The sequence below is a fragment of the Afipia sp. GW822-FHT03D08 genome, from assembly GCF_058801645.1.
In genome coordinates this window covers 1,751,086-1,775,492 of the sequence record NZ_JBXANK010000001.1, presented here as the reverse complement: position 1 = coordinate 1,775,492, position 24,407 = coordinate 1,751,086, and the positions used below count along the sequence as shown (strand labels likewise).

Sequence of the window (24,407 nt, the reverse complement as noted above, 5' to 3'; positions counted from 1 at the left end):
GTTAACGTTACGCACCGCCAGTGGGGATCGGGGGCATTTGATGAAACGTGTCGTCGCACCGCTGCTGTTCATCCTCTCGCTGGGCTGCGCGGCGTCTGTCGCGCAGGCCGACACCTCGGACCGCTTCGCCATGGGCGGCTGGATCGAGAAATTCCAGCCGGCCATCGATCAGGCCAACGCCAGCGGCGAACTGTTTCGTATCCGCGGTCATTGCCAGTCGAACTGCACGCTGTTTCTCGGGGTGCGCAATGTCTGCGTCGAGCGCAGTGCGCGGCTGCTGTTTCACGCCGGTCATGGCCGCGGGCCCAACAGGTATGTCATCAACGCCGGTTCGACCCAGCGGATGCTGAACGCCTACAACGGAAAGCTGCGGCAGTACGTCGTCGCGAATGGCTATTTGGAAAAGCTGGAGTTCAGCACGATCTCCGGCGCGCGGATCATCGACGAGTTCGGCTACAGAGAATGTCCGCGCGGCGGGTGATGCCGCGCGTCACGCCGCGCGCTGCGCCAGGAAGCCCCAGTCCCACGGCAATTGCCGGGACAGCCGGGGTTTGCGCAGGCCGTCCACCGACCAGGGATAGTACACCTTGGCGATCCGTGTGACCTCGAAGCCCGTCCCGGACACGGTGGAGATCAATTCGTCGCGCTCGTAGAATTTCTGCCAGACGCCGTCACGGTGAACGAGACCGCCCGCCTTGATCCTGTCCGCCGACGCGCCGAGCTTGTTGACCATCAGTTGCGACTCCATCGACGGCACCACCACCAGCGCAAAGCCTTTTGGCTTGGTGACATCGGCCATGGTCGACCACAGCGCATCGCGCTTGGCCTGACGCGGCGAGGTGATGACGTTCAGACAGACCGTCAGGTCGGCGACGGTGCCGAGGACTTTGGCGGACTGGGTGACATCCATCGCGAGCCATTTCGCGTTCGGAAGGTCCGCGCACCGCTTCCTTGCACGCGCGACAATGCGCGGCGCGAAATCGATTCCGGTGATCCGCTCGAAGCGGTGTCCGAATTTCTTGACGAAGCTGCCGACTCCGCAACCGAGATCGACCAGCTCAAGATTTTTCCGCGAGCGGCAGGCCGCAGCAACGAAGCGCGGCATCTGGCCGCTCGTCTCGTCCGTCACGATGTCGCACACCAGCGACTCGAATTTGGCCGCGTGCAGATCCCATTCAACTCGATTCACAGGAACCTCCGCCGGTCATTGTGACGCCCGAATCGATTAAACAACAGAAATCGGCGCGGCGATATGCACCGCAGCGCCGAATCTGTTGATCGATTCTGCTGCTTCAGGGTTCCGCTTGCGCCATTGGCGTTTTGCGAATCTGCGCCGTGGGCTAGTGTTGATTCGGTTTTGTCGGTCCCGCTTCGCAGCATCCGCTGCTCATTCCTCGTCCACACCAATCCGGAGAATCCATCATGCGTTTGCCATCTGCCATTCGCGCCGCGCTGATCGCCGTGACGGCGCTCATAGGAGCCGGTCTGTCGTCGGCCCATGCCGACAGCGGCACCGTGTCGCTCGTCATCTACAAGGCCGGATGGTTCATCGGCGGTTCGGGCGGCACCGGCACGCTCAACTTCCGCGGCAGGTCCTATGCGCTGTCCACCGGCGGCATCGACTACGGTCTGGTGTTCGGCGGATCGAAGACGGTGCTGCGCGGCCGGGTGAGCAACATCAACCGTCCGTCGGATGTCGCCGGTGTCTACGGCGCGGCGGGCGCGGGCATTGCGGTGGGCCGCGGCGCACGCGCGATCGTTCTCACCAACCAGAAGGGCGCGGTGCTCGAACTCTCCGGTCAGCAGACCGGCCTGATGGCCAACGCCGATCTGAGCGGTCTTGCGATCACGCTGAAGTAAACTTGCGCAACCGCTGCGCTCGCTCAAAGGAAAAAGGCCGGACGCGAGTCCGGCCTTTTGTTCGATATCGCGAGGTGTCGCGGCTTGTCGCTATTTCTTGTCCTTGCGATGCTTCTTTTTCTTCTTGTGATGCTCGTCGTCATCATCATCGCTGTCGTCGTCGAGCGCGCCCGCTGCAAGAGCCGCGGCGTGGCGGGAGGCAGCTTCCTGCGCCTCGCGCTCCTTCGCTTCCTGCTCGCGCTTGCGGCGATGATCTTCCCATGCGTCGAAAATCGTTTCGAGCCAGGGAAGGATTTCCTCGAAAGAAGGCAGGCGGCCGGGCGGCCCCTGTTCGCCGCGCGGGCCTTGCGGGCCCACGGGGCCTTGCTTGCCCTGCGGACCTTGTTCGCCGCGCGGGCCCTGCGCGCCGGGTTTGCCCGCCGGTCCGGCTTCGCCGCGCTTGCCCTGCGGTCCTGCTTTGCCCGGCATCCCCGGCTTGCCGCGCGGACCTTCCGGCCCGGGCCGGCCCGGATGTCCTTGCGGTCCCGGCTTTCCGGGTTTTCCCTGCGGGCCTGGCGGTCCGCTCCGAGGTTGCCGTGTGGTCGCGTCGTTCGCCACGTCTGCACTCCAGGTAATTTGCTACAAGTGATTTGCTACAGGTGAATTGCTACAAGTGATTTGCTACGCCGCCCTTCTAGCAGCGTTTTCATGACTGCCATAATTCAGCGGAAGGACGCCGCCTTTGAAATCGGCGGCGCTAGCCGTCTCCGCCTGCTGCAACAGTGGCTTGCGCGGTCTGTCGCGCAGAGGCGCGGGATCTGTTCCAGGCATCATGGCCCAGCATGCCGACAGCCATCGCGGCGACGAACACGATCACCGGCAGGCTCAGCCCTGCGAGATTGACCAGCGCCGGGCCGGGGCAAAGACCGGCCAGACCCCAACCGATCCCGAACAGAGCCGCGCCGGTCACCAGCGGTACGTCGATGTCCCTGCGCGTCGGCCAGAGCGACTGCGCGGCAAACACCGGCGCGCCCCGCCGCCGTGCGAGCACAAAGCCGATGCTTGAGACCGCAACCGCACCGGCCATCACGAAAGCCAGCGTCGCGTCCCACGCGCCGAAGATGTCGAGGAAGCCGAGCACTTTCGCTGTATCCGTCATGCCGGAGATCAAAAGGCCCGCGCCGAAAATGAATCCACAGGCGAAACTCACGAGAACGAGCGGCATCGCATCAGCCTCCCACCCCATGACGCACAACGGCGACGGTGAGGATCGCGGCCGCCATGAAGATCGCGGTGGCGACAAGCGAGCGCGCGGACAGCCGCGCCACGCCGCAGACGCCGTGACCCGAGGTGCAGCCGCCGCCCATGCGGCTGCCGAAGCCGACCAGCAGACCCGCGATGACGATCACGATCAGACTCGCGGGCATGGCGGGTGAGGGGAGCGGCGTGCCGGTGGCGAGTGCCGCGGTCAGCGGCGCTGCGATCAGGCCTGCGATGAAGGCGAGCCGCCAGCCGCGATCGCTTATTGCGGGCGAAAGAAGCCCGCCAAAGATGCCGCTGATGCCGGCGACGCGTCCGGTCAGCAGCATCAGCATCGCTGCGGCGAGCCCGATCAGCGCGCCGCCGATCAATCCGGAAAGAGGCGTGAGGTTATGCATGTGCGCTCCATCGAGGCGTGCCGGGTCAGCACGAAGCATATCATAACGCACGATTGCGCGCGCTTACCCTTTGACCGGCGATGACGGCCTCAATCCCGGAAGCTGAACGGAATGCGCGGATCGTCGATCGGCAAGCGGCACTTGTCCGGATCGCGGGGATTGTAAGCCCTTGTCGGCATATTGGTGAACGTCGCGTCCTCGCCGAGATTTTGCACGGCATGAACGACGAAAGGCGGAATGCGCAGCAGGCCGGGCCGCTCCTTGCCGAGGATCAGAACCGAAAGCTTGTTGAAGGTCGGGCTGTCCTGCCGGATGTCCAGCAGCACGACCCTGAAGCGGCCGCGCGTAAAGGCCAGCCGGTCGGACTGATGGCGATGATACACCCAGCCGCGGAGCGATCCGGCTTTGGCCTCCACCTCATAGACATGCACGATGGGCTCGCTCAAGCCGTGGCGCGTGGTGAGAAGTTCGGTCAATCCGCCACGATGATCGGCGCGCGTGACCAGCGGCGTCACCGTGACACCGTCGATCAGATCGGCGACAGGCGTTGCGGCGGCCGCTTGTCCCGGCACAAACGGTGCGTCCTGAACGAAATCGTCCGGGGTGAGGAAGGTGGCGGGGGTGGGTTTGTTTGACGTGATCATGGACGTGCCGTCTGACTTGAAGGCGTGACCTATACACCAGCCGGCCCGGAGGGGAAGGTGATTTGGGGCGTGGAGGCTGGCGACAAGCCCCGCGACTAAGGTGACACGCCGGTCGTGACATCCGTCACGGGTGAAAGAAGTTCACCGAAGATGTTTGTGATCCCGGCGATGCGTCCCGTCAGCAGCATCAGCGGGCTGCCGAGGAGTCCGGCGAGACGTGTGAGGTTGTGCATGGCCGGAGCGTATTACAAATCTGCGACAGGATTCGTAGCCCGCATGAAGCGAAGCGGAATGCGGGACAAGCGGGCCTGAATCGAACTCCGGATTGCGCTATGCTCCATCTGGGCTACGCTTGCTAAGAGGCAACAGTGGACAAAGCGGACACAAACTCGATCCTGCGAAGGTTAGTGAAGATTCTCATGAGTGTGCGTTTTTGGTTCGTGTTGAACTCACTCGCGCTGCTTTTGCTATTGATTGTCGATTTTGGGTTTATGGCCGCTCTGAAAAAATCAGAGTGGTGGCCTGATTTATTCAGCGTTCTCACGAATCTTCTAACTGGTGGGATCATTTCCTTTTTGTTCTATTTTCTGGTCGTGGTGGTCCCAGAAAGACGCAGAAGATCTGTCATCAAAACAAATTTGGCAAAAATGTATCGCCGTGTAAAATTGGATATTCTTTGGCAGATTGTTTTTGCAAGCATAAAAGGTGGTCGTCATGATCTTTCTACAAGCCTAGACGAGGTTGAAAGATTATTGGACGTTAACGCGTTTAAGGCGGCATTCGAGCACGGTCGAGAATCAAATGACGGATTCTATGCCTTTGAAAATCAAATGGACGATAAGACGAGCGAATTTCTTGAGATCATTTTAAATTTAGAAATTCTCGCCAAGCAGATCGAATACGTTCTTTCTCACTATGCTATTGATAATCAAAATATCTTCGATTTTTTTAAGCGTCTCGAGGCGTTTCTAATAAAGATGCGGCATCTTCAGCCTGGATATGACGAATCCAAAGCTCTTTGCAGGTTTATTTGGGAGATATTTGCTGGATTCGACTTTGTCGACGGCTATCGAGGCTATGATGTCGTGGAGAAAATGATCCACGACATCTAAGGCGATAATGTTTATCACAACACCTTGTTGCTCTCTTTCGCGGCGCCCGCCTCGCCATAGACCTGTCCGCCCATCTTGACGAACTTCTCGCTCATCACCGCGTTCGGCTATCTTCCCGTCACAACCCGCATCTGGAATGCGCCGCCTTGCTTGCTCTTCGAATTGGCTTCCATAGCCATGCCGATCAGCCCGAGCATCGCTGTCCCACTGCTGTGTGGCGAGATTTCGATGGTGTAGCGCGCGCCGGGCTTGACGTTCAGAGTCTGCGTCCAGCTGCCCGGATAAGTCGATGCATCGACGGTGATGACGTTCGCGCCCGGCGCAACGTCGACAGTGGTCGACGCGCCGCTCCAAAGGCCGGCAACCTGCTTGCCGTTGATTTTTACCGTCGCCTGCACGCCCGCATACTGCAATCCGCTGACACGGGTGAGGGTGAGTTTGGCGCCGCCTGCGGCGGCTGCCGGCGCGGCGGCGATGCAGGCCGCGGCCAGAGTGGCAGCAACGAAAATCAAGGTGCGGAAAACAACAGCCGTCATCTGCCGGCGAACAGCGCCGGTCGCATTCAGTGCATTCATCATTTGTCTTGCCCTGTACGGCGAGCTGGTGAAAACGCCCGCCTTCTTCCCCGACGACAGCGTAGCGAGATCTCGCCGCAGTTCAACTATCGCGAGTGCAAGCCAGCGGGATTTTTTTGGAGGCAAACGAAAACGGCGGGCTACGCTCTCGCGCGACCCGCCGTTTGATAGGCTGCAATGAAGAGGATCAGAAAGCCTTGTTGCTTTCCTTCACCGCTTCCGCCTCGACATAGACCTGTCCGCCCATCTTGACGAACTTCTCGCTCATCTGCGCCATGCCGTCGGCGATCACGCCCGAGATCGTCATGCCGACGCCGGGGAGCTTGCCGTCGAGATTGAGCGCGGCCTTCTCGTTGTCGCCGAGGGTTGCCGCGTAGTCGCGCACGTCCTGCGTGATCTTCATCGAGCAGAATTTCGGCCCGCACATCGAGCAGAAATGCGCCACCTTGTGGGCTTCCTTCGGAAGCGTTTCGTCGTGATAGCTGCGTGCGGTGTCCGGATCGAGGCCGAGATTGAACTGGTCCTCCCAGCGGAAGTCGAAGCGGGCGCGTGACAGCGCATCGTCACGGAGCTGCGCCGCCGGATGGCCCTTGGCGAGATCGGAGGCGTGCGCCGCGATCTTGTAGGTGATGACGCCGACCTTGACGTCGTCGCGGTTGGGCAGGCCGAGATGCTCCTTCGGCGTGACGTAGCAGAGCATGGCGCAGCCGAACCAGCCGATCATGGCAGCGCCGATGCCTGACGTGATGTGGTCGTAGCCCGGCGCGATGTCGGTGGTCAGCGGCCCGAGCGTATAGAACGGCGCTTCGCCGCACTCCTTGAGCTGCTTGTCCATGTTGATCTTGATCTTGTGCATCGGCACGTGGCCGGGGCCTTCGATCATCACCTGGCAGCCCTTGGCCCAGGCGATCTTGGTGAGTTCGCCGAGCGTTTCGAGTTCGGCGAACTGCGCGCGGTCGTTGGCGTCGGCGATCGAGCCGGGACGCAGGCCGTCGCCCAAAGAAAATGAAACGTCATACTTGCGCATCAGGTCGCAGATTTCCTCGAAGTGGGTGTAGAGGAAGCTCTCCTTGTGATGGGCGAGGCACCACTTCGCCATGATCGAGCCGCCGCGCGAGACGATGCCGGTGACGCGGTTGGCGGTGAGATGGATGTAGGGCAGGCGCACGCCGGCATGGATGGTGAAATAATCCACGCCCTGTTCGCACTGTTCGATCAGCGTGTCCTTGTACAGCTCCCAGGTCAGCTTGACCGGATCGCCGTCGCACTTCTCCAGTGCCTGATAGATCGGCACGGTGCCGATCGGAATCGGTGCGTTGCGCAGAATCCATTCGCGGGTGGTGTGGATGTTGCGGCCGGTGGAGAGGTCCATCACGGTGTCCGCGCCCCAGCGGATCGCCCACACCATCTTGTCGACTTCTTCCTCGACCGATGACGTCACGGCGGAGTTGCCGATGTTGGCGTTGATCTTGGTCAGGAAGTTGCGGCCGATAATCATCGGCTCGAGTTCGGCATGGTTGATGTTGCAGGGGATAATGGCGCGGCCGCGCGCGATTTCGCTGCGGACGAATTCCGGCGTGATGAACGCGGGAATCTCCGCGCCGAACGACTCGCCGTCCTTCAGGGCGGCTTCCGCGCGCTCCAACTGCTGCTTGCGGCCGAGGTTCTCGCGCGCCGCGACGTAGATCATCTCCTTGGTGATGATGCCCTTGCGGGCGAATTCAAGCTGCGTGATCGGCGCATCGCCGACGCCGCGGATCGGCTTGTGGTGCGCCTTGAAAGCGGCGGCAGCATGGGACGCGCCGACATTGCCGTTGTCTTCCGGCTTGATCTGGCGGCCTTCATATTCCTCGACGCCGCCGCGTTCCTTCACCCATGCAAGGCGAGTGCGCGCCAGACCGGCGTTGACGTCGATGATGACGTTCGGGTCGGTGTAGGGGCCGGAGGTGTCGTATACGGGCAGATTGGGTTCACCCGCGCCCTCGGACAGAATGATCTCGCGCAGGGGGACGCGCAGGTCCGCCGCCTCGTCGGGCGTCACGTAGATCTTGCGCGACGACGTCAGGCCGCCGGTGGTGACGGCGGGCTTGATATCGGCCGTGTTGATTTGTTTGTTCATGGCGTCCTCCTTGTGGGTCGCGGGAGCGTTCTCGGTTAAACGGGTTGAGCAACGTGTTCGAGCCAGGCGCGCACGCGCGCATCCGGATCGGCGTTCTGGGTGACGTCGCTGACGACGGCGATGGAGTTCGCGCCAGCGGCAAAAATCATTTCGGCCTGTTCGAGCTTGATACCGCCGATCGCGACCAGCGGAATGTCGCCGATATCGAGCTTCCACGCGGTGATGCGCTCGATGCCCTGCGGCGCGAAGCGCATCGCCTTCAGGGTGGTCGGAAAGATCGGGCCGAGCGCGATGTAGTCCGGCTTTTGCCGGAGCGCGTTGTCGAGTTCGTCTTCATCGTGCGTGGAAATGCCGAGTGTCAGGCCGGCGCGGCGGATCGCAGGAACGTCGGCCTCCGCGAGATCTTCCTGGCCGAGATGCAGATGCTGCGCGCCCGCGTCGATCGCCGCGCGCCAGTAGTCGTTCACCACAAGCCGCGTCGGCCTGCCTTTGGTGACGGCGAGGGCTTCTTTCACAATGGCGAGCGCCGCTGCGTCATCGAGATCCTTCGCGCGCAACTGGATCGTGCCGACACCGAGCTTGGTCAGCCGCGCGACCCACGCGACGCTGTCGACCACGGGATAGAAACGATCAGGATACGGCATGCCAGAACGGTGTCCCAACGACAGGGGTTGACGGAGAGGCGAAATCGCGCGCGCCCATCAGGCCCGCTTGGTATCCGGCGCGGCCGGCCTCGGCGGCGAGACGGAACGCGTTGCCCATGGCGACCGGATCGTCGGCCTTGGCGATGGCGGTGTTGAGCAGCACGGCGTCATAGCCGAGCTCGAACGCTTCGGCGGCGTGCGACGGCGCGCCGATGCCGGCGTCGACCACAAGCGTGATGTCGGGGAAACGGGCGCGCAGCAGCTTCAGCGCATCGCGGTTGGTGATGCCGCGTGCGCTGCCGATCGGAGAGGCCCACGGCATCACAACCTTGCATCCGGCATCGACCAGGCGCGAGGCGACGCTGAGATCCTCGGTGCAGTAGGGAAACACCTCGAAGCCGTCCTTGATCAGGATGGACGCTGCCTCGACAAGTCCGACCACGTCGGGTTGCAGTGTCTCGTCATCGGCGATCACTTCCAGCTTGATCCACGGCGTGTTGAACAGTTCGCGCGCAAGTTTCGCCGTGGTCACGGCTTCGCGCACGCTCTTGCAGCCGGCGGTGTTCGGCAGCACGGTGACTTTCAGCTCGCGGATCAGCGACCAGAACTGATCGCCGGTCTTGCCGCCTGCGGTTTCGCGGCGCACCGACACGGTAACGATTTCGCTGCCCGCGGCGCGGATCGCGTCCTGCATGATCTTCGGCGAGGGATAGAGCGCGCTGCCGATCAGCAGGCGCGAGGAGAATTCGCGGTCGTAGAATTTCAACATGGGAGCACCTTCTGCTCCCTCTCCCCGCTTGCGGGGAGAGGGTTGGGGTGAGGGGCAGCGCACTGCGCGTGAACCTGCCCCTCACCCGGAGCCTTCGCTGCGCTCAGTCTCCGACCTCTCCCCGTAAACGGGGAGAGGTGACAGATGGGTTCCCGCCTTCGCGGAGACGACGTGGAGAGATTTTTCATTTCATCCCCCCTGCCGTGGCGTGAGGATTTCCACTGAATCATTGTCGTTGAGCGCCGTCTCGGCCCAACGCGCGCGTGGCACCACGTCGTAGTTCACCGCGACGGCCAGATGCGTGCCTTCATATTCAAGTTCAGCCAGCAGCGCGTCGACGCGCGTGGCCTTGGTCTCGACCCGTTCGCCGTTGACGATCAGGAACATTGCATCACCTCGTTATCGATGGCGCCGCGCTCGACATAGGCGAGCGTCAGTTCGGCAAGGGCAGGCGCCAGCAGGAAGCCGTGGCGATAAAGCCCGTTGACGGAAATGCGCTTCGCGTCGATCGCGATGCGCGGCAGGTTGTCAGGGAAAGCCGGGCGCAGGCCCGCGCCGATCTCGACGATCCGCGCCTCGGCGAAGGCCGGATGCACCGCATAGGCCGCCGTGAGCAGTTCCAGTGCGGAGCGCACGCTGACGCCGGTGTCTTCGGCTTCGACAGTGGTTGCGCCGATCATGAAGCGGTTGCCGTCGCGCGGAATGATGTAGAGCGGCCAGCGCGGATGTATCAGCCGCACCGGGCGCGACAGTTGCACCTCCGGCGTCTCGATGATCACCATCTCGCCCTTGACGCCGCGCAGATCGCGCGTGCCAGATTCTCTGGCAGCAAGTCCGCGGCACTCGATCACGATGCCGTTTTGGATTTCTTGGGCGATCTTGTCGGGCTCGCAGTCGCTCTGGAATTTGATCGCGGCGCCCGCTTCGGCAAGTTGCTTATGCAGCTTCGGCAATACGGCGCGCGGCTCGACATGGCCTTCGCCGGCAAAGAACAGCGCTTCGCGAAAGCGGCCGTCGAGCGACGGTTCGAGTTCTGCAATGCCGGATGCATCGAGACGTTCATGATCGGTGGTGAGCTTGGCGAAACGCTCAAAGTCTGTGCGGTCGCGCGGATGCGACACCACCAGCGAACCGTTGAACGGCGTCTCGGGAAGCTGTTCGCGCCACAGATCGAGCGAGCGGATGCCGAGGCGGGTGATGACCGGTTCGGAGGCTTCGCGCTCGCACCATGGCGCCAGCATGCCGCCGGCCCAGTGGCTGGTCGCCTGCGTCATTTCGGCGTCACCGCGCTCGTGCAGAGTGACGTCATAACCCGCGCGCGCGAACAGCAATGCCTGCCACGACCCGGCAATGCCCGCACCGATAACGTTGACGGAAGATTCCCCTCGCGGAGATGTGGCTTTCTGTAACATCCCTGTCCCTTCGCCGGCATGACCCGGATCAGGTTCAAAGGGTCACCGCGCATCACGCGGTATCTCAGCTCCACGCCGGAGCCCCCCTCGGAACATCAATACGATAGACCCGATGATCCGGGGTTTCAATGGCCGGAGCCCCGACGTGGCATGGCTTTTCCGCATCGTGGGAACGCGTTTGCGCATTTCGCATCGCAAAGATTGACGCAGAACGCCGCAGGTAAGGGTTCGTTGACCTTGCCGGGGAGCGATTTTGAGGCCGTTCCACGCCGGTTTCCGGGGCCAGAGTTTACCCGGAATTATGCCGCCGGTGGTTAGGTCGCGGAAACAGGTTCCGCACTTCAGGATCAATAATGAGCATCGCCGGTCTCGATCACATCGGGCACAAGCCAGGCACGGCCGAGAAAACCCTCGGGCAGGTGCCGGCATGGCTGTGGTTCGGTGCCGGGCTGTTTCTGTTGTTCGTGATCGGCGGCAATCGTGCGCTTCAGGATGCAGACACCTACTGGCAGATCGTGGTCGGGCAATCGATCATCGATCATCGTGCGCTGCCGCAGACCGACGTCTATTCGTTCACGCGATTTGGCGCGCCGTGGATGTCGTCGTCCTGGCTGGCGCAGGTTCTCTATGCCGCCTCATACGCGATGGCCGGCTGGGCCGGGCCTGTGATCCTTGCCGCGTTCGGAACGGCGGCGGCATTCGCGCTGCTGGTCTATATCCTGTGCCGGTACTTTTCGGCGGCGCATGCGATCATCGTGGCGATGGCCGCGGTGCTGATGTCCGCGCATCATTTCGTCGCGCGCCCGCATCTGCTGGCGCTGCCTGTGATGGTGGCGTGGGTTTACGGTCTGGTGAAGGCCAGCGATGCGCGCAGGGCGCCGTCACTCTGGCTGCTGCCGCTAATTATACTGTGGGCGAACCTGCACGGCGGCTTCGTGCTCGGGCTGGCGCTGATCGCGCCGTTTGCGCTCGATGCGCTGTGGAACGCGGAGGCATCGCAACGAGTCTCGCTGGCATTGCGCTGGATGGCATTCGGCATCTATGCGCTGTTTGCAAGCTGGATCACGCCTTACGGCTGGAACTCGCTGCTGGCGGCGCGCCAGATCCTCGATCTCGGCGATGCGATGCCGCTGATCGCCGAGTGGCAGCCTGCGGATTTCAGCAGTCTCGGTGTGTTCGAGATTTGTCTACTGGCGGCGGCGGCCGCGGCGCTCTGGCGCGGCATCGTGCTGTCGCCGCCGCGCATTCTGCTGGTGCTCGGCTTGCTGCACATGGCACTCTCGCACAACCGCAATATCGAAGTGTTCGCGCTGCTGACGCCGCTGGTGGTTGCGGGTCCGCTCGCTGCGCAGCTCGGAAGAGCTGAAGCCGTTGCGCGGACAAGAAGCTGGATCGGCGTTGTCGCTGTTGTTCTGGGTGTCGTGGTGGCGACCACGGCCTTTGCCGTGAGCCATACCTTTTCACCGATGGTCAGCCAGACACCGGCTGCCGCGGTCGATGTGCTGAAGGCCCGCAAGGCATCGCGAGTTCTCCACAACGCGGGCTTCGGCGGCTATCTCATCACGCAGGGCATTCCAACCTTCTTCGACGGGCGCGGCGAACTCTATGGCGCGCCGTTCCTCGTCAAGACGTTCGATGCGCTCGCGCTCCGGGACGTCGACGGATTTCTCGGCCTGCTCGACAGTTACAAGATCGACGCGACGCTGCTGACGTCGGACACGCCTGCGGCCGGACTTCTCGACCGGCTCGATGGCTGGCAGCGCATCCATACCGACGGCATCGCCGTCGTCCATGTGCGCAAGCCCGCCACGGCCAATCCAGCAATCAAACCGGAAGGCGCTGCGCGATGACCGCACAGGCAATCGACGCAGCACCGGCGGAGCGCTGCACCCTGCCGCTGTGGGTCGGCCTTATCGTCTATGCCGTGCTGCTGAGCACCGGCAACCGGCTGCTGATTGATCCCGATACATTCTGGCAGGTCGCGGTCGGGCAGTGGATGGTCGATCACCGCACGGTGCCGCTGACCGATGTGTATTCGTTCACGATGCAGGGTCAGCCATGGATGTCGACGCAATGGCTGGCGCAGGTGATCTTCAGCCAGGTCTACGGATGGTTCGGCTGGGCGGGGCTCGTCGCGCTGACGGCGCTGGCGATCGCCGTGACGTACACGCTGCTGACGCGGTTTCTGGTCCGCTATTTCGGCGACACGCCGGTGATGATCCTGCTTCCGGTATCGTTCCTCATCGGACTGCCGCATTTCTACGCGCGGCCGCATGCGCTGGCGCTGCCGGTGATGGTGGCGTGGGTTGCGGCATTGCTGTCGGCGGCTGAGCGGCGGCAAGCGCCGCCGTTCGTCTTGGTCCTGCTGATGACGCTGTGGGCGAACCTGCACGGCGGTTTCGTTCTCGGTCTGATGCTGATTGGTCCGATCGCGCTGGATGCGGTGCTGAACGCCGAAGCGCCGGCGCGGCTGCGGCTGCGGCTGTTGCTGCGCTGGTTTGTGTTCGGTCTGGTTGCGCTCGCAGCGAGCTGCCTCACGCCCTACGGCTGGAATTCGCTGCTGGCGGCGCGCGCCATTCTCAATCTCGGCGAAGCGCTCACCCTGATCCGCGAATGGGCGCCGGCCGATTTCAGTTTCCTCGGTCCGCTGGAGGCCGGGACGCTGCTGATCATCGTGCTTGCGTTCCTCAAGGGCGTGAAGCTGCCCTTGATGCGCACCGTGCTGTTCGTCGGTTTGCTGTACATGGCGCTGGCCCACATCCGCAATGCGGACGTCTTTGCCCTGCTGGGGCCGATGGTGGTCGCGGCGCCGCTCGCCGCGCAATTCGGCGGGCGAAACGGCGAGGCGGGCCTGACCTTTCCGCAGCCTCAGGGCATCGCGGCAGCACTGACCGTTGTCCTGATGGCCGGCATGACCGTGGCGGCGCTTGCCATGGGCCAGTATCGCCCGGCGGAAAACATGTCACCGGCCGCGGCGGTGCTGGCACTGAAACAGCATCAGGCGAAGCGGGTGTTCAACGATTACGACTTCGGCGGCTACCTGATCTCGCAGGGTGTCGCGCCCTATATCGACGGACGCACGGAATTGTACGGCGAGAAATTCGTGGTCGAGCACAGCGCGGCGAGGGGCCTGCGCAATCCGGCAAGCTTCTTCGACCTGCTGGAGCGATACAAGATCGACGCGACGCTGCTGCGCAAAAAGACGCCGGGCGCGCAACTGCTCGACCAGATCGACGGCTGGCGCAAGGTCTTCGCCGACGACGATGTCGTCGTTCATGTCCGCGACGCGAATGCGCGTCATACCGCGCAGCCCAACGTCAAACCGCCTGAAGGCGCGGCGCGATGACGGCGCAGGCCAGCGATGCTCCGGCAAGGTGGTTGTCGTTGCCGCTGGTGACGGGCGTCTGCGTCTACGCGGGACTGCTTGCGCTCGGCAACCGGATGTTGGCGGATCCCGACACGTTCTGGCAGATCAAGGTCGGCCAGTGGATTCTCGATAGCGCCGCCGTTCCGCAAGCCGACATCTTTTCCTTCACGATGCAGGGCCAGCCCTGGATCTCGACGCAGTGGCTGGCGCAGGCCTGTTACGCGTTCGCTTTTTCTGTCGCGGGCTGGGCCGGTCCGGTCATCCTGACGGCCGCGTCGATCGCAGCGGCATTTGCACTGCTCGCGCGGTTTCTCGAACGGCGTCTGGATACGTCCGTCGTGCTCATTCTTCTGCTGGCGGCGCTCGCGATAGCGTCGCCGCATTTTCTGGTGCGGCCGCACGCGCTCGCCATGCCGGTGATAGTGGCCTGGGTCATGGGTTTGATCGCGACGGCTGACCGCGGCGGTGTGCCGCCGTTCTGGCTGCTGCCGCTCATGACGCTTTGGGCAAACCTTCACGGCAGTTTCATTTTCGGCCTCGTGCTGATCGGGGCGATCGCACTCGACGCGATGATGAGGGTGGAGCGTCCTGCACGCGCTCCGTTGCTGATGCGCTGGTTCGTGTTCGGTCTCGTCGCACTCGCGGCGAGCTGCATCACGCCCTATGGCTGGAATTCGCTGCTCGCGGCCCGCAACATTCTCAATCTCGGCGCTGCGCTGTCGATGATCACCGAATGGCGTCCGGCGGACTTCACGCGCTTCGGTGCTTTCGAGGGCGTTCTGCTGCTTGGGCTGGGAGCGATCCTGTTCAAAGGATTGAAGCTCCCCTTGATGCGGATCGTGCTCGCGCTCGGGCTGCTTCACATGGCGCTGGCGAGCGCGCGCAACGCCACCGTGCTGGCGTTGCTGCTGCCGATCGTGCTGGCTGCGCCGCTGGCGGCGCGTTTCGCCCAGCCGGCGATATTGCCGGCGAATGGCACACGGCTGCGGTCGATGGTTGCAGTGGCGGCGCTGGTGCCGGTTATCGCGATAACAGGATTTGTGATGGCGACCGGCCGATACGCGCCGCCGTCCGGCATTGCGCCGGCCGTTGCGGCATTGAAGGAGCGCGGCGTGTCGCGCGTGCTGAACGACTACGACTTCGGCGGCTATCTGATCTGGTCGGGAGTGCCCGTCGCGATCGACGGGCGAACCGAATTGTATGGCGAGCGCTTCATGGTGGATGTCGATCGCGCCATGACTCTGAAGAGACCCGATGCGCTGTTCGATATGCTCAAGTCATACCGCATAGACGCCACCCTGCTATGGCGGCGGACACCTGCCGCGCAACTGCTCGATCATGTCGACGGCTGGAAGAAAGTTTTCGCCGACGACAATGTCGTGGCGCATGTGCGCGATCCATCGGCGCGTCATTCGGCCGAGCCGGAAATAAGGCCGGCTTCAAACTGAAGCCGGCCTGCTTTCTTATCAGTGATGGTGGCGATGATGACGATGCCGCCGCACGGGCAGCACCTGCGCGTTCGCGTCGAACAGCGTGATCGACGGTTCGGCCTGCGCCTGAACCTGCTGACGCGGCAGAAGGCCCTGACGTTTCGCCGCATAGTAATAGCCGCCTGCATAATAGGAGACCGCGCGGTTGTGATTGCCGCCCGCCGCCTGATACGCGCCGGCGAGATACTTCACGGCGTAGGTGAGGTTGGTGTCGGGATCGAGCAGGCCTTGCGCTGTGCCGGTGTAGCCAAGGCTGCGCGCGGTCGCGAGCTTGATCTGCATCATGCCGTAATTGCCCTTGCTGACGGCGCGCGGATTGTAGCGGCTCTCGCGCACGATCACGCGATGCACGAGTTCCGCGGGAACTCCGTTTGCGGCGGCGTGACTGGCGACCATCGACTCGTAGTTGGCGCGCTGTGCGCTGGCGGGATGAATCAGGATCATCGCCGCGGCTGCGGCGAGCAAGACTCGTTTCATGATGTAAATCCTCAGCAATGAATTCTTGGAGATGGGTTCAGCGCGGGCACTCTGTGCAGGCGCGACGACTGGCCCGGCTCAACGGCCACGGGCGCAAGCGGTTCCAATGAGGAGCAAATGTGGAGAGAACGTGTCGCGAGTGTTAACGCGGGAACTCGCAGGAATTAACGCTCTGATATGAGCAGCTTGCAGCTATGCGAACATGCGGATGAGCTATGCGCCAGCGATTGCGCGTTCACTGCTGCAAATTCGGCAGCGATGTCACCGCGACACTGATTGACCCTTCCGCTTCCGCGATGATCCGCAGCGTACTGGAATCGAATGCAATGCTGCCGAGGCGCACACTCGACACCGATGCTTCGACACGAATGCCTTCATCGTTCTTGCGGAAATCCGAGACGATCGCCGAAATTTTCTGCTGGGCGTTCGCGGCGAATGTTTTCAGATCGATGGTGGCGCGCTGCTCGAGCGCGCGTTGCAGATAAGGGATCGCCGGGCGCGCAGCGGACCCTAACAGGCCGAATGCGGAATCGGATTCGACCGCGAGTTCGAGATCGGTCAGCCGCAGGATCTGTTGCGCCTGATCCAGCACCGGGCGGCCCCAGATGTGTATCGTGGCTTCGCCGCCGAGGCCTAACCAGCTCTTCTTCTCCCTGGCGTTGACGAGCAGCGAGATCAGGAGCCGCTGACCGGCGGCGGCAACGCTCGCGCTTTTCACCGTGACATCGACCGAGCCGCTGCCGTCTTCAGGAAACGTGCGCCCCTTCAACTGCGTCGCGACGATCTTGCTGACTTCGGTGAAGGGCAGATCGATCGGCACGCCGATGGCGATGCGGCCGCGATCCGGCGGCGGCACAATGTCGAGATTTGCCGGGAACGGACAATCCGGCTTGGTCTCGGCGGGAAGCACGCGCGTTTCCGCCTGCAAGCCGAGCATGAAGTTCACCGAGTTGGGATCGATGCGCGGCTGGGCCGCCATGGCGCGCACCGGCCGCATCTCCAGCCAGAGCGTCGGCATTCCCACCGCCGCCGGAGGCAGCGGGATCGAACGGCAAAGTTTCGCCCATTCGCGCCGCGCATTCTGTTCGAGCGAGCGGTCGTTGCGCAGCCGCGCCTGCAACTGCGCCATCTGCTCGTTGACCGTCTTGTCGATCACCGGCTTGACCTGTGCAGGCACCGCGACTTTCGCGCCTGCGATGGTGAGACTGCTTTCGCCGAGTGTCACCTGTGCGGTCAGCTTCGGATCGATCCGCCACTCCCGCAGGACTTCGGGCTTTGAGGTGATCGCGACATTGCCGTGGATCGCGGCATTCGCATTCAATTGTTTGATATTCACACTGCCAAGCTGCTTGACGGCGTTGCTGCCGAGCACGTTCCCCAGTGCATTGCCGAGCGCCGTGCCGCTTGCCGCCGACAGCGAGCCAAGCACGGTCAGCTTGCCGTCGAGCGGTGTCGACAGCGACAGCGCGTTCTGCACGCCGCTTGCGGCGATCGGCCCGCGCGTCACCGTCCAGTTGATGTCGGCGTTCTGGAGAATCTGGCTGACGGGATTGTCCGCCTTGCCGCCGAGATTGCGCGGCGCGGCGCGGTCGAGCCCGTCGCGGAGCGCGGCGATCGAGATGGAAATGGGGGTGAGGATTTCGGAATTGCGCGAGACCGGCGGGAGCGGCGGCAGCTTCGCCAGCACCGGCTTCTCAACTGTCGTCGGCCAGAACCTGTTCATCGCATAAAGACTGGCGGCGAACGATGCGACGAGCACCGCCAACCCGAGCAGGATGAATTTCAAGCGCATAGCGACTCCGGCAGCGTCATGACAACGATGCTACAGGCGGTGTCCGCGGCACGCCACCCCGCGTGAGGCAGCGGTATGGATCAACCTATCGGAGCAACTCTTTCGGCAACTTGTCCTTCGGTGTGCCTGGCAGCTTTTTCTGCAAGGCAGGGACTGCGGGCTGGCCGGGACGCGGTACTGCTGATGGCACCTGCGGAATGCCGAGACGGTTCGGCACACCGAGCCGGTTGAGAATTCCCGCCGGACCTTGCATCGCCGGCGCACTCGGCACCGCAGATGGCCGCTGCAATCCGCCCGGCACGCCGGGTTGTGGTTGAAGCGCGGGCCGGTTCGCGAGGCCCGGCTGGCTCGGAAGCGCCGGCCTTGACCCCAACTGACCCGGTGCGCCGGGTGCTCTTTGCAGTCCGCCCTGGTTCGGCAAACCGGGGCGCCCCGGTTGGCCAGTGCCCGGCTGCAAATTGCCGCGCTGTCCCGGCGGGTTTTGCAGGCCCGGCCGCCCCGGCTGGCCAGGTTGATTCAGGCCCGGACGATTTGGCTGCCCGGGCTGATTGCGCAGGCCTGGCTGGTTCGGCTGTCCCGGCCTGTTGTTCAGGCCGGGCTGGTTGATGCCGCCGCGTTGACCCGGCTGATTCAGGCCGGGGCGCTGGCCGGGCTGATTGAGTCCGCCGCGCTGCGGAGCGTTCGGATTGAAGCCGGGCCGTCCGAAGGCCGGCGGACGATTCGGATTTTGCAGACGGAAGTTGCGCTGCTCCATCACAACCCGCCGTCCGATGTCCTGCATGGTGTGAACGCGCTGCATGAAGCCGCGATCGCGCGCGATCATCTGCGCGGACATCACCATCGGCATCGCGGACATGCGCATGCCGAAGCCCGGCACCATCGTGCCCCGCACGGTGAAGCCGCTCGCAGCCTGGGTCAGCATGCCGAGCGGCGCGCCGTCGCGCGCCCTGACCTCGATGCGGCCGACCTTGCCGTCTGCGTCGGGATAAAGCTTGACCCCGACATTGCTGGCATTGGCGGTGCCGGCCGTTGCGCCCTCGGGCACTTCGACAAGGCCTGTCGTGCCGCGAATGCCGAGCGTTGCGGTCGGCGTTTCGATCTTCATGTCGCCGGTCTTGGCAACCGCAGCGGCGACGAAGGCCATGGTGCCGCGCGTGACGTTGAGAAGCGCCGCGTTATCCTTGGACCCTTCCTGGTAGACGAAATTGTCCACGGACACGCGCGAGCTTGCGGAGAGATTGAGCGTGGTGTCATCGCTGAACGTGACGCCGAGCGTCGAGTTCTTGCCGGTCTGAAGAACGTCGCCCTTGAAGATGTCGTCTTGCAGTTTCAGCGGACCGGTCATGCCGCCGCGCGTGACGGTTGCGGTGCCTTTGAGGATGGCGACATTGCCGGCGGGTTCGTCGCTGGCCTGTTGAGACGGATCTGCCGCAGGCTGATCGGCTGGAGCGGACGGCGTTGTTTGCGCGGACGGTGCGGACGAATCCGCCGGCGCCGGTGCGGGGCCCGCCGGTTGCGCGGGTGCGGCCTGTGCGAGCTGGATGATGTGTTCTGCATGGGCGGGCGCAAAGGCGAGGCCGCACAGCATCGATGCAACGAGCAGGGCAGAGCGCATCAACATATTCACCTGCTCGGGGAGCAATCTGAAAGGCCGCACAATGGCATCATTTTTGACAGCCCTCGCAGGGCGATGCAACGCCACGCGCTCTGACAGCCGGATTTTTCATTGCAATTGTGATGCGAAAGAGGTGGCGGTTCAAACCCCGCGCGTCATCGCTCGGGCGCGATCGTGCCGCCGGCGCGGCGCCAGGCCTCGATGCCGCCCTGGATATGGCGGGCCGCGGTAAGTCCGGCTTCCTGTGCGGCCTGCACGGCCATCGCGGAGCGTTCGCCGAACGCGCAATAGAACAGCAACTGATTGCTGGTGGATGTGCCGAGCTGGTGGAGGACGCCGCCCGGTTTCACATTGTCTTCGAGAGCAGGGTAAGGCGCATGCAGCGAGCCCGGAATGACGCCGTGTTTTTCGCGCTCGCGCCGTTCGCGCAGATCGATAAGCACGACGTCGGACCGGCCGGCCATGTCCTTGGCTTGCGAGGCCGTCAGCGCCCAGCCGCGCCGCGCGACTTCGTCCTGTGCCAGACCCATATGCAGGTTGGCCGGCACCGCCACATCCATCATCTTCGGATTCGGCAGGTGCAGGCTGTTCATCAGGTCGACGTATTGATCGACCGACTTGACCTGCAGCCGCGGGTTACAGGCCTTTTCCTCGCCGATGGTCGAGACGGTGTCGCCCTTGTAGTCGTGCGCCGGAAAGATCAGCGTCTGGTCGGGCAGCTTCAGCAGCCGTCCGAAGATCGACTCGTATTGCGCGCGCGGGTCACCGTTCTGGAAATCGGTGCGTCCGGTGCCGCGAATGAGCAGCGTGTCGCCGGTGAAAACCCGATCGGGCAGGATGAAGCTGTAGGAATCATCGGTGTGGCCCGGCGTGTAGAGCACATCGAGGCTGAGGCCCTCGATGTCGATCTTGTCGCCGTCGGAGACGCGCATCGACACGACATCGACCCCGCTCTGCTCGCCCATCACGGTGATGCAATGGGTCTTGTCGCGCAGTGCGCCGAGGCCGGTGATGTGGTCGGCGTGGATATGCGTATCGACCGCCTTGATCAGCTTGAGATCGAGGTCGTGCAGAAGCTGGATGTAACGGTCGACCTTCTCCAGCACCGGATCGATGATCAGTGCTTCGCCGCCGCGGCGGCTCGCAAGAAGATAGGTGTAAGTGCTGGAAACGCTGTCGAAGAGCTGACGGAAAATCATGGAACCATGATTGCAGATTCCTGTGAGCGATCAAGGGTGGACCGCGTCACTCAATCTGATGATCCGCTTGGCGGACAATATCTCTAGAACATGCCCAGCACGATCGCGCCGACCAGAATAAACGACGCATACGCTGCAACGACGCTCAGAGGTCCGACGATGGTCATGGGGAATCTCCCTTGGCTCAACGCTGGGTCATGTAACGCGGACGCTACCAAGACGTTCCCCCTTCAAAAAAGTCAGAGCTGCTGACGGATCATCGGCCGCGGCGCGCCAACATGGTTAAAAAACCTTGAATAACAATGCGTTGAAGAGTCTTTAATTATCTTCGGTGAACTTGCGCGGATGACGCGTGGAGTGAGTTGGTTCGTCGTCGGCTCCCTTGTCCTTGTTGCGCTGGCGGGTTGCGGCCGCGGTTTCATGACCGCCGAACGCGAACCCTGGCGGGCTGAGGCGGAGAAGGCGTGCCTGAAATCCGGTGCGGTCAAGGAGACTGCCGATCTCGTCCGCATCGATCCGATTTCCGGCCCTGGCGCGTGCGGAGCTGAATTCCCGCTGAAAGTGGCGGCACTCGGCGAGCCGATGAGCAGCCTCGGTTACGCCGACGACCTGCGTCCGCCCGGCAGCATCGGCAATCAGCCGCGCTGGCCGGCATCGCAGCCGCAGTCTCCGTCCTATCAGCCGTCTTATTCGTCGTCGCAGCCGCCATCATATCCATCATCATCTTATCCATCGCAGCAGCCTTATCCGGCGGCGCGTTCGCCGTCGTATCCAGAGCAGGCCGGCGCGCCGATGCGGTTGAATGCGCCGGGAACAGAGCCGCCGGATGAGGAAGATCTGGCGGGAGCTCCTGACTCCGCGTCGCCGACCATCAGTCGCCCGCAAACCCGCGCGCCCTATGCCGCGCAGCCTTATCCTCCCGCGAGCCAGCCTTACACGCCGCCGCGTCTCGGCCCTTCGCGGGGCTCGCCGGTGAACGGGTTCGGCGCTGTTGCGGTGAAGCCAGCGGCAACGCTGGCGTGTCCGATCGTCTCGGCGCTCGACCGCTGGCTGGCGGACGCGGTTCAGCCTGCGGCGCAGCGCTGGTTCGGCTCGCCGGTCGCGGAGATCAAGCAGATTTCGGCCTACTCATGCCGCGGCATGAACGGCAATTCGCGCGCGCATATTTCCGAGCACGCCTTCGGCAACGCGCTCGACATTGCCGCATTCACGCTGGCGGACGGGCGGCGCATTTCGGTGAAGGATGGCTGGAAAGGTTTACCGGAAGAGCAGGGCTTCCTGCGCGATGTGCAGGCCGCCGCGTGCCAGCAGTTCAACACCGTGCTGGCGCCGGGATCGAACGTCTATCACTACGATCATATTCACGTCGATCTGATGCGCCGCGCCAGCGGACGCATCATCTGCCAGCCTGCGGCTGTGTCCGGCGAGGAAATCGCGGCGCGCGCGGCACCACGCGGCTATGCGCTGCGCGATGGCGGCGTCACCGGCTCGATCGGGCAGCGCGTGAAACGGATGTTCGCGCGCGGTCCGCTGTCGAAGGAAGACCAAGAGTCGATCGAAGACGAATCCCGGATCAGGGAGCGCTGAGCTTTAGCTCTTGCTGGAAGCGCGATAGCCGGCGAGGAAAACGCGCGTGGCGCTGTCGACCACCGTTGCGATTTCCTTTTTTGTCGGGGCGGGCTTGACCTGAAAGACGTAAGGCTGAAACAGCGTCGCCTGGCACATCATCATGAACTGTGCACCAGCGAGATAGCAGTCGTCGATCGCAAGCTCCCCGGCTTTGACCCGCGCTGCAAGATAATCGCCGAGCAGGCGCATGGTGTGGGCGATAACATGATCATAGAAACGCCTGCCGACATCCGGCATCCGTTCCGCGATGGCCATCACGGTTCTGACCGCTGAACCGCCATCCGGGCGGCACACGATTTCCAGATAGGCGCGGCCGAATGCGCGCAGGCTGGTTTCGGCATCCTGCGCCGGGTCGAAGTTGAATGCCTTCTTGCCGTGCTCGAGACTTTCCTGTTCGACGATGGCCTCGAAAAGCCGGTTCTTGTCGGTGAAATAGACGTAGAGCGTGCCTTTGGAGACGCCAGCGGCGCGGGCGATCTCGTTCATGCTGGCGCCGTCGAATCCCAGATCCATGAAGACACGCCGCGCGCCATCCATGATCTGATGGCGCTTCGCGCTGTCTTCGTCGCCGGACGCGACCGTCAGGTGGCTCTGTGTAACCATTTGTTTAGTCTGTTTTTTCGTTCCGCTGTGGATCGCGCCGCCGGAAAGAATACGGGAACCCATAATACGGTATCCAAGTATCGCCCTAAAATACATTTGACCGAACCGTTCGGTCAATGATAATTTTGTCGCAGGTCGGGTTGCCGCTATCGGCGCCGGGCGTGTGTTTGAGTTTAGAATTTAAGGAAATAGTGATGGCTGTGCCTGCCCGAGACCAGGTCGCAAGGGTTGTCCACCCCAAGCCTGATGCATCTGACACCGATGCATCGCACGCCGTTCCGGCGGCGGAGATCGAGCAGCGTTCACGTCCTGCGGAACAGCCGGCTCCCGAAGCGCCGGTGGCGGATGGATCGGATGATGCCGTCGGGCAATCCGCCAAACCGAAATCCAAAACCCGCAAGAGGGTTCTGGTTGGCGTCGGCGCGGTGGCTGCGCTTGCCGGCATCTATTTCGGCTACCACTACATGGTCATCGGCCGTTACATGGTGACCACCGACGACGCCTATGTGCGCGCCAACAACTCCACCATGGGCGCGAAGATCGCCGGGCACATTTCCAAGGTGATGGTGGGCGATAACGCGCGCGTCGGCGCGGGCAATGTCCTCTTTATGATCGACGACGGCGACTATCAGCTGGCTGTCGAAAGCGCGCGCGCCAAGGTCGCGACGCAGGAAGCCACCATCGAGCGCATCGGCCGCCAGATCGCAGCCCAGCAGAGCCAGGTCGATCAGGCCCGGGCACAGCTCGTTTCGGCCGAGGCCGGGATCAAGCGCGCGCAGTCTGACTTTGAACGTCAGGAATCGCTGAGCACGAAGGGCTTCGCCTCCAAGGCGACCTTCGATGTGTCGCAGGCCGGTCGCGATCAGGCCGTTGCCGCGGTGCAGGCCGCGCGGGCCACGCTTGAAGCCGCGGAAACGCAGGTCGACGTCATCAAGTCGCAGAAGGCTGAAGCCGAAGGCCAGTTGCAGGAACTGCGCGCGGCGCTCGCGAAAGCCGTGCGCGATCTTTCGTTTACGGTGGTGCGTGCGCCGGTTGACGGAATTTTCTCCAACCGCATTGTCAGTGTAGGTGACTACGTGCAGCCCGGTCAGCGACTGGCCAATGTGGTGCCGATCGACGACGTCTATATCGATGCCAACTACAAGGAAACGCAGCTCGGCCGTCTGAAGCCCGGACAGCCGGTCTCGATCACGGTCGATGCGGTGTCGGGTCGCACCATCAACGGCGTTGTCGACAGCCTCGCGCCAGCCTCGGGCTCGGTGTTCACGCTGCTGCCGCCGGACAATGCCACCGGCAATTTCACCAAGGTGGTGCAGCGCGTGCCAGTCCGCATCCGCGTGCCGTTCTCGGTGGCGCGCGAAAACTTGCTGCGGCCCGGCATGTCGGTGATCACGACGGTGAACACCAAGCCAAACCCGGAGCACGTCGATCCGATCGCGGCGCGATAACAGCATAAGGTCCCG

Annotated in this window: 25 protein-coding genes and 1 riboswitch; of the genes, 8 read left to right on the top strand and 17 right to left on the bottom strand. The window is 63.1% G+C overall.

The genetic code is table 11. The features are described from left to right. Positions 1-40 precede the first annotated feature (40 nt). On the top strand, positions 41-481 hold the full coding sequence (locus AC1RM7_RS08740; RefSeq protein WP_024920394.1) for a hypothetical protein: 441 nt from the start codon (positions 41-43) through the stop codon (positions 479-481). A 9-nt stretch (positions 482-490) separates the two neighbouring features. Here the strand turns inward: AC1RM7_RS08740 and AC1RM7_RS08735 are convergent, their stop codons facing one another. After that, positions 491-1,189, bottom strand: coding sequence for a class I SAM-dependent methyltransferase (locus AC1RM7_RS08735; protein WP_006021757.1), 699 nt, complete (start codon positions 1,187-1,189; stop codon positions 491-493). A 233-nt stretch (positions 1,190-1,422) separates the two neighbouring features. Between AC1RM7_RS08735 and AC1RM7_RS08730 the strand changes: the two genes are divergently transcribed. After that, positions 1,423-1,860 (top strand): hypothetical protein, encoded by a 438-nt coding sequence (locus tag AC1RM7_RS08730; RefSeq protein ID WP_006021756.1) that lies wholly within the window; start codon positions 1,423-1,425, stop codon positions 1,858-1,860. Positions 1,861-1,950: 90 nt separating this feature from the next. Here the strand turns inward: AC1RM7_RS08730 and AC1RM7_RS08725 are convergent, their stop codons facing one another. From AC1RM7_RS08725 to AC1RM7_RS08705, 5 genes are all read right to left on the bottom strand, one after another. Beyond that, on the bottom strand, positions 1,951-2,457 hold the full coding sequence (locus tag AC1RM7_RS08725) for a collagen-like protein (RefSeq protein ID WP_006021755.1): 507 nt from the start codon (positions 2,455-2,457) through the stop codon (positions 1,951-1,953). A 139-nt stretch (positions 2,458-2,596) separates the two neighbouring features. After that, positions 2,597-3,064, bottom strand: coding sequence for a DUF6691 family protein (locus tag AC1RM7_RS08720; RefSeq protein WP_006021754.1), 468 nt, complete (start codon positions 3,062-3,064; stop codon positions 2,597-2,599). A gap of 4 nt (positions 3,065-3,068) precedes the next feature. After that, on the bottom strand, positions 3,069-3,497 hold the full coding sequence (locus tag AC1RM7_RS08715) for a YeeE/YedE family protein (RefSeq protein WP_006021753.1): 429 nt from the start codon (positions 3,495-3,497) through the stop codon (positions 3,069-3,071). A gap of 89 nt (positions 3,498-3,586) precedes the next feature. Continuing rightward, the gene (locus AC1RM7_RS08710) at positions 3,587-4,141 is read right to left on the bottom strand and encodes a dTDP-4-dehydrorhamnose 3,5-epimerase family protein (protein ID WP_006021752.1); all 555 of its coding nucleotides are present in this window, start codon (positions 4,139-4,141) and stop codon (positions 3,587-3,589) included. Between the two features lie 95 nt (positions 4,142-4,236). Then, positions 4,237-4,374, bottom strand: coding sequence for a hypothetical protein (locus AC1RM7_RS08705; protein ID WP_192824440.1), 138 nt, complete (start codon positions 4,372-4,374; stop codon positions 4,237-4,239). 186 nt (positions 4,375-4,560) lie between these two features. Here AC1RM7_RS08705 and AC1RM7_RS08700 point away from each other — a divergent pair, with 186 nt between their 5' ends. Further along, positions 4,561-5,253 carry a hypothetical protein gene (locus AC1RM7_RS08700; protein WP_024920393.1) on the top strand — a complete coding sequence of 231 codons (693 nt, stop codon included), beginning with the start codon at positions 4,561-4,563 and terminating at the stop codon, positions 5,251-5,253. A 107-nt stretch (positions 5,254-5,360) separates the two neighbouring features. On the opposite strand, the gene AC1RM7_RS08695 is transcribed toward AC1RM7_RS08700, so the two are convergent. The 6 genes from AC1RM7_RS08695 to AC1RM7_RS08670 form a co-directional block, all read right to left on the bottom strand. Further along, positions 5,361-5,831: a hypothetical protein gene (locus AC1RM7_RS08695; protein WP_024920392.1), complete on the bottom strand. Its 471-nt coding sequence runs from the start codon at positions 5,829-5,831 to the stop codon at positions 5,361-5,363. A gap of 184 nt (positions 5,832-6,015) precedes the next feature. Continuing rightward, on the bottom strand, positions 6,016-7,947 hold the full coding sequence (gene thiC, locus AC1RM7_RS08690; RefSeq protein WP_024920391.1) for a phosphomethylpyrimidine synthase ThiC: 1,932 nt from the start codon (positions 7,945-7,947) through the stop codon (positions 6,016-6,018). Between the two features lie 35 nt (positions 7,948-7,982). After that, complete coding sequence (locus tag AC1RM7_RS08685; RefSeq protein WP_492837995.1) at positions 7,983-8,591, bottom strand: thiamine phosphate synthase; 609 nt, start codon at positions 8,589-8,591, stop codon at positions 7,983-7,985. Continuing rightward, entirely contained in the window at positions 8,578-9,360 is a 783-nt protein-coding gene (locus tag AC1RM7_RS08680; RefSeq protein WP_024920389.1) for a thiazole synthase, read from the bottom strand. Before AC1RM7_RS08680 ends, AC1RM7_RS08685 begins: the two co-directional genes overlap by 14 nt. A gap of 189 nt (positions 9,361-9,549) precedes the next feature. After that, positions 9,550-9,747: a sulfur carrier protein ThiS gene (thiS, locus tag AC1RM7_RS08675; protein WP_006021747.1), complete on the bottom strand. Its 198-nt coding sequence runs from the start codon at positions 9,745-9,747 to the stop codon at positions 9,550-9,552. Beyond that, on the bottom strand, positions 9,738-10,772 hold the full coding sequence (locus AC1RM7_RS08670) for an FAD-dependent oxidoreductase (protein WP_024920388.1): 1,035 nt from the start codon (positions 10,770-10,772) through the stop codon (positions 9,738-9,740). The genes thiS and AC1RM7_RS08670 overlap by 10 nt, the downstream gene beginning before the upstream one ends. Continuing rightward, positions 10,761-10,870: riboswitch (TPP riboswitch) on the bottom strand. It overlaps the preceding gene by 12 nt. A 255-nt stretch (positions 10,871-11,125) precedes the next feature. Here AC1RM7_RS08670 and AC1RM7_RS08665 point away from each other — a divergent pair. The 3 genes from AC1RM7_RS08665 to AC1RM7_RS08655 are packed head-to-tail and all read left to right on the top strand — an operon-like array spanning position 11,126 to position 15,587. Continuing rightward, positions 11,126-12,622, top strand: a complete 1,497-nt coding sequence (locus AC1RM7_RS08665; protein WP_024920387.1) for a hypothetical protein — start codon at positions 11,126-11,128, stop codon at positions 12,620-12,622. Further along, positions 12,619-14,118: a hypothetical protein gene (locus AC1RM7_RS08660; protein ID WP_024920386.1), complete on the top strand. Its 1,500-nt coding sequence runs from the start codon at positions 12,619-12,621 to the stop codon at positions 14,116-14,118. Before AC1RM7_RS08665 ends, AC1RM7_RS08660 begins: the two co-directional genes overlap by 4 nt. After that, complete coding sequence (locus AC1RM7_RS08655) at positions 14,115-15,587, top strand: hypothetical protein (RefSeq protein WP_024920385.1); 1,473 nt, start codon at positions 14,115-14,117, stop codon at positions 15,585-15,587. The genes AC1RM7_RS08660 and AC1RM7_RS08655 overlap by 4 nt, the downstream gene beginning before the upstream one ends. Before the next feature lie 18 nt (positions 15,588-15,605). On the opposite strand, the gene AC1RM7_RS08650 is transcribed toward AC1RM7_RS08655, so the two are convergent. From AC1RM7_RS08650 to AC1RM7_RS08635, 4 genes are all read right to left on the bottom strand, one after another. Further along, positions 15,606-16,106, bottom strand: coding sequence for a transglycosylase SLT domain-containing protein (locus AC1RM7_RS08650; RefSeq protein ID WP_024920384.1), 501 nt, complete (start codon positions 16,104-16,106; stop codon positions 15,606-15,608). 235 nt (positions 16,107-16,341) lie between these two features. Then, on the bottom strand, positions 16,342-17,898 hold the full coding sequence (locus tag AC1RM7_RS08645) for a DUF4403 family protein (RefSeq protein ID WP_024920383.1): 1,557 nt from the start codon (positions 17,896-17,898) through the stop codon (positions 16,342-16,344). A gap of 85 nt (positions 17,899-17,983) precedes the next feature. Further along, positions 17,984-19,513, bottom strand: coding sequence for a FecR family protein (locus AC1RM7_RS08640; protein ID WP_244434390.1), 1,530 nt, complete (start codon positions 19,511-19,513; stop codon positions 17,984-17,986). Between the two features lie 155 nt (positions 19,514-19,668). After that, the gene (locus AC1RM7_RS08635; RefSeq protein WP_024920381.1) at positions 19,669-20,712 is read right to left on the bottom strand and encodes an MBL fold metallo-hydrolase; all 1,044 of its coding nucleotides are present in this window, start codon (positions 20,710-20,712) and stop codon (positions 19,669-19,671) included. 345 nt (positions 20,713-21,057) lie between these two features. Between AC1RM7_RS08635 and AC1RM7_RS08630 the strand changes: the two genes are divergently transcribed. Continuing rightward, positions 21,058-22,299 carry an extensin-like domain-containing protein gene (locus tag AC1RM7_RS08630; protein ID WP_024920380.1) on the top strand — a complete coding sequence of 414 codons (1,242 nt, stop codon included), beginning with the start codon at positions 21,058-21,060 and terminating at the stop codon, positions 22,297-22,299. Positions 22,300-22,302: 3 nt separating this feature from the next. On the opposite strand, the gene AC1RM7_RS08625 is transcribed toward AC1RM7_RS08630, so the two are convergent. Beyond that, positions 22,303-22,944, bottom strand: coding sequence for a TetR/AcrR family transcriptional regulator (locus AC1RM7_RS08625; protein ID WP_024920379.1), 642 nt, complete (start codon positions 22,942-22,944; stop codon positions 22,303-22,305). A 194-nt stretch (positions 22,945-23,138) separates the two neighbouring features. On the opposite strand from AC1RM7_RS08625, the gene AC1RM7_RS08620 reads away from it, so the two are divergent. Next, a complete protein-coding gene (locus AC1RM7_RS08620; protein ID WP_024920378.1) occupies positions 23,139-24,392 on the top strand; it encodes an HlyD family secretion protein in 1,254 nt (417 codons plus the stop codon). The last annotated feature ends 15 nt before the right edge of the window (positions 24,393-24,407 follow it).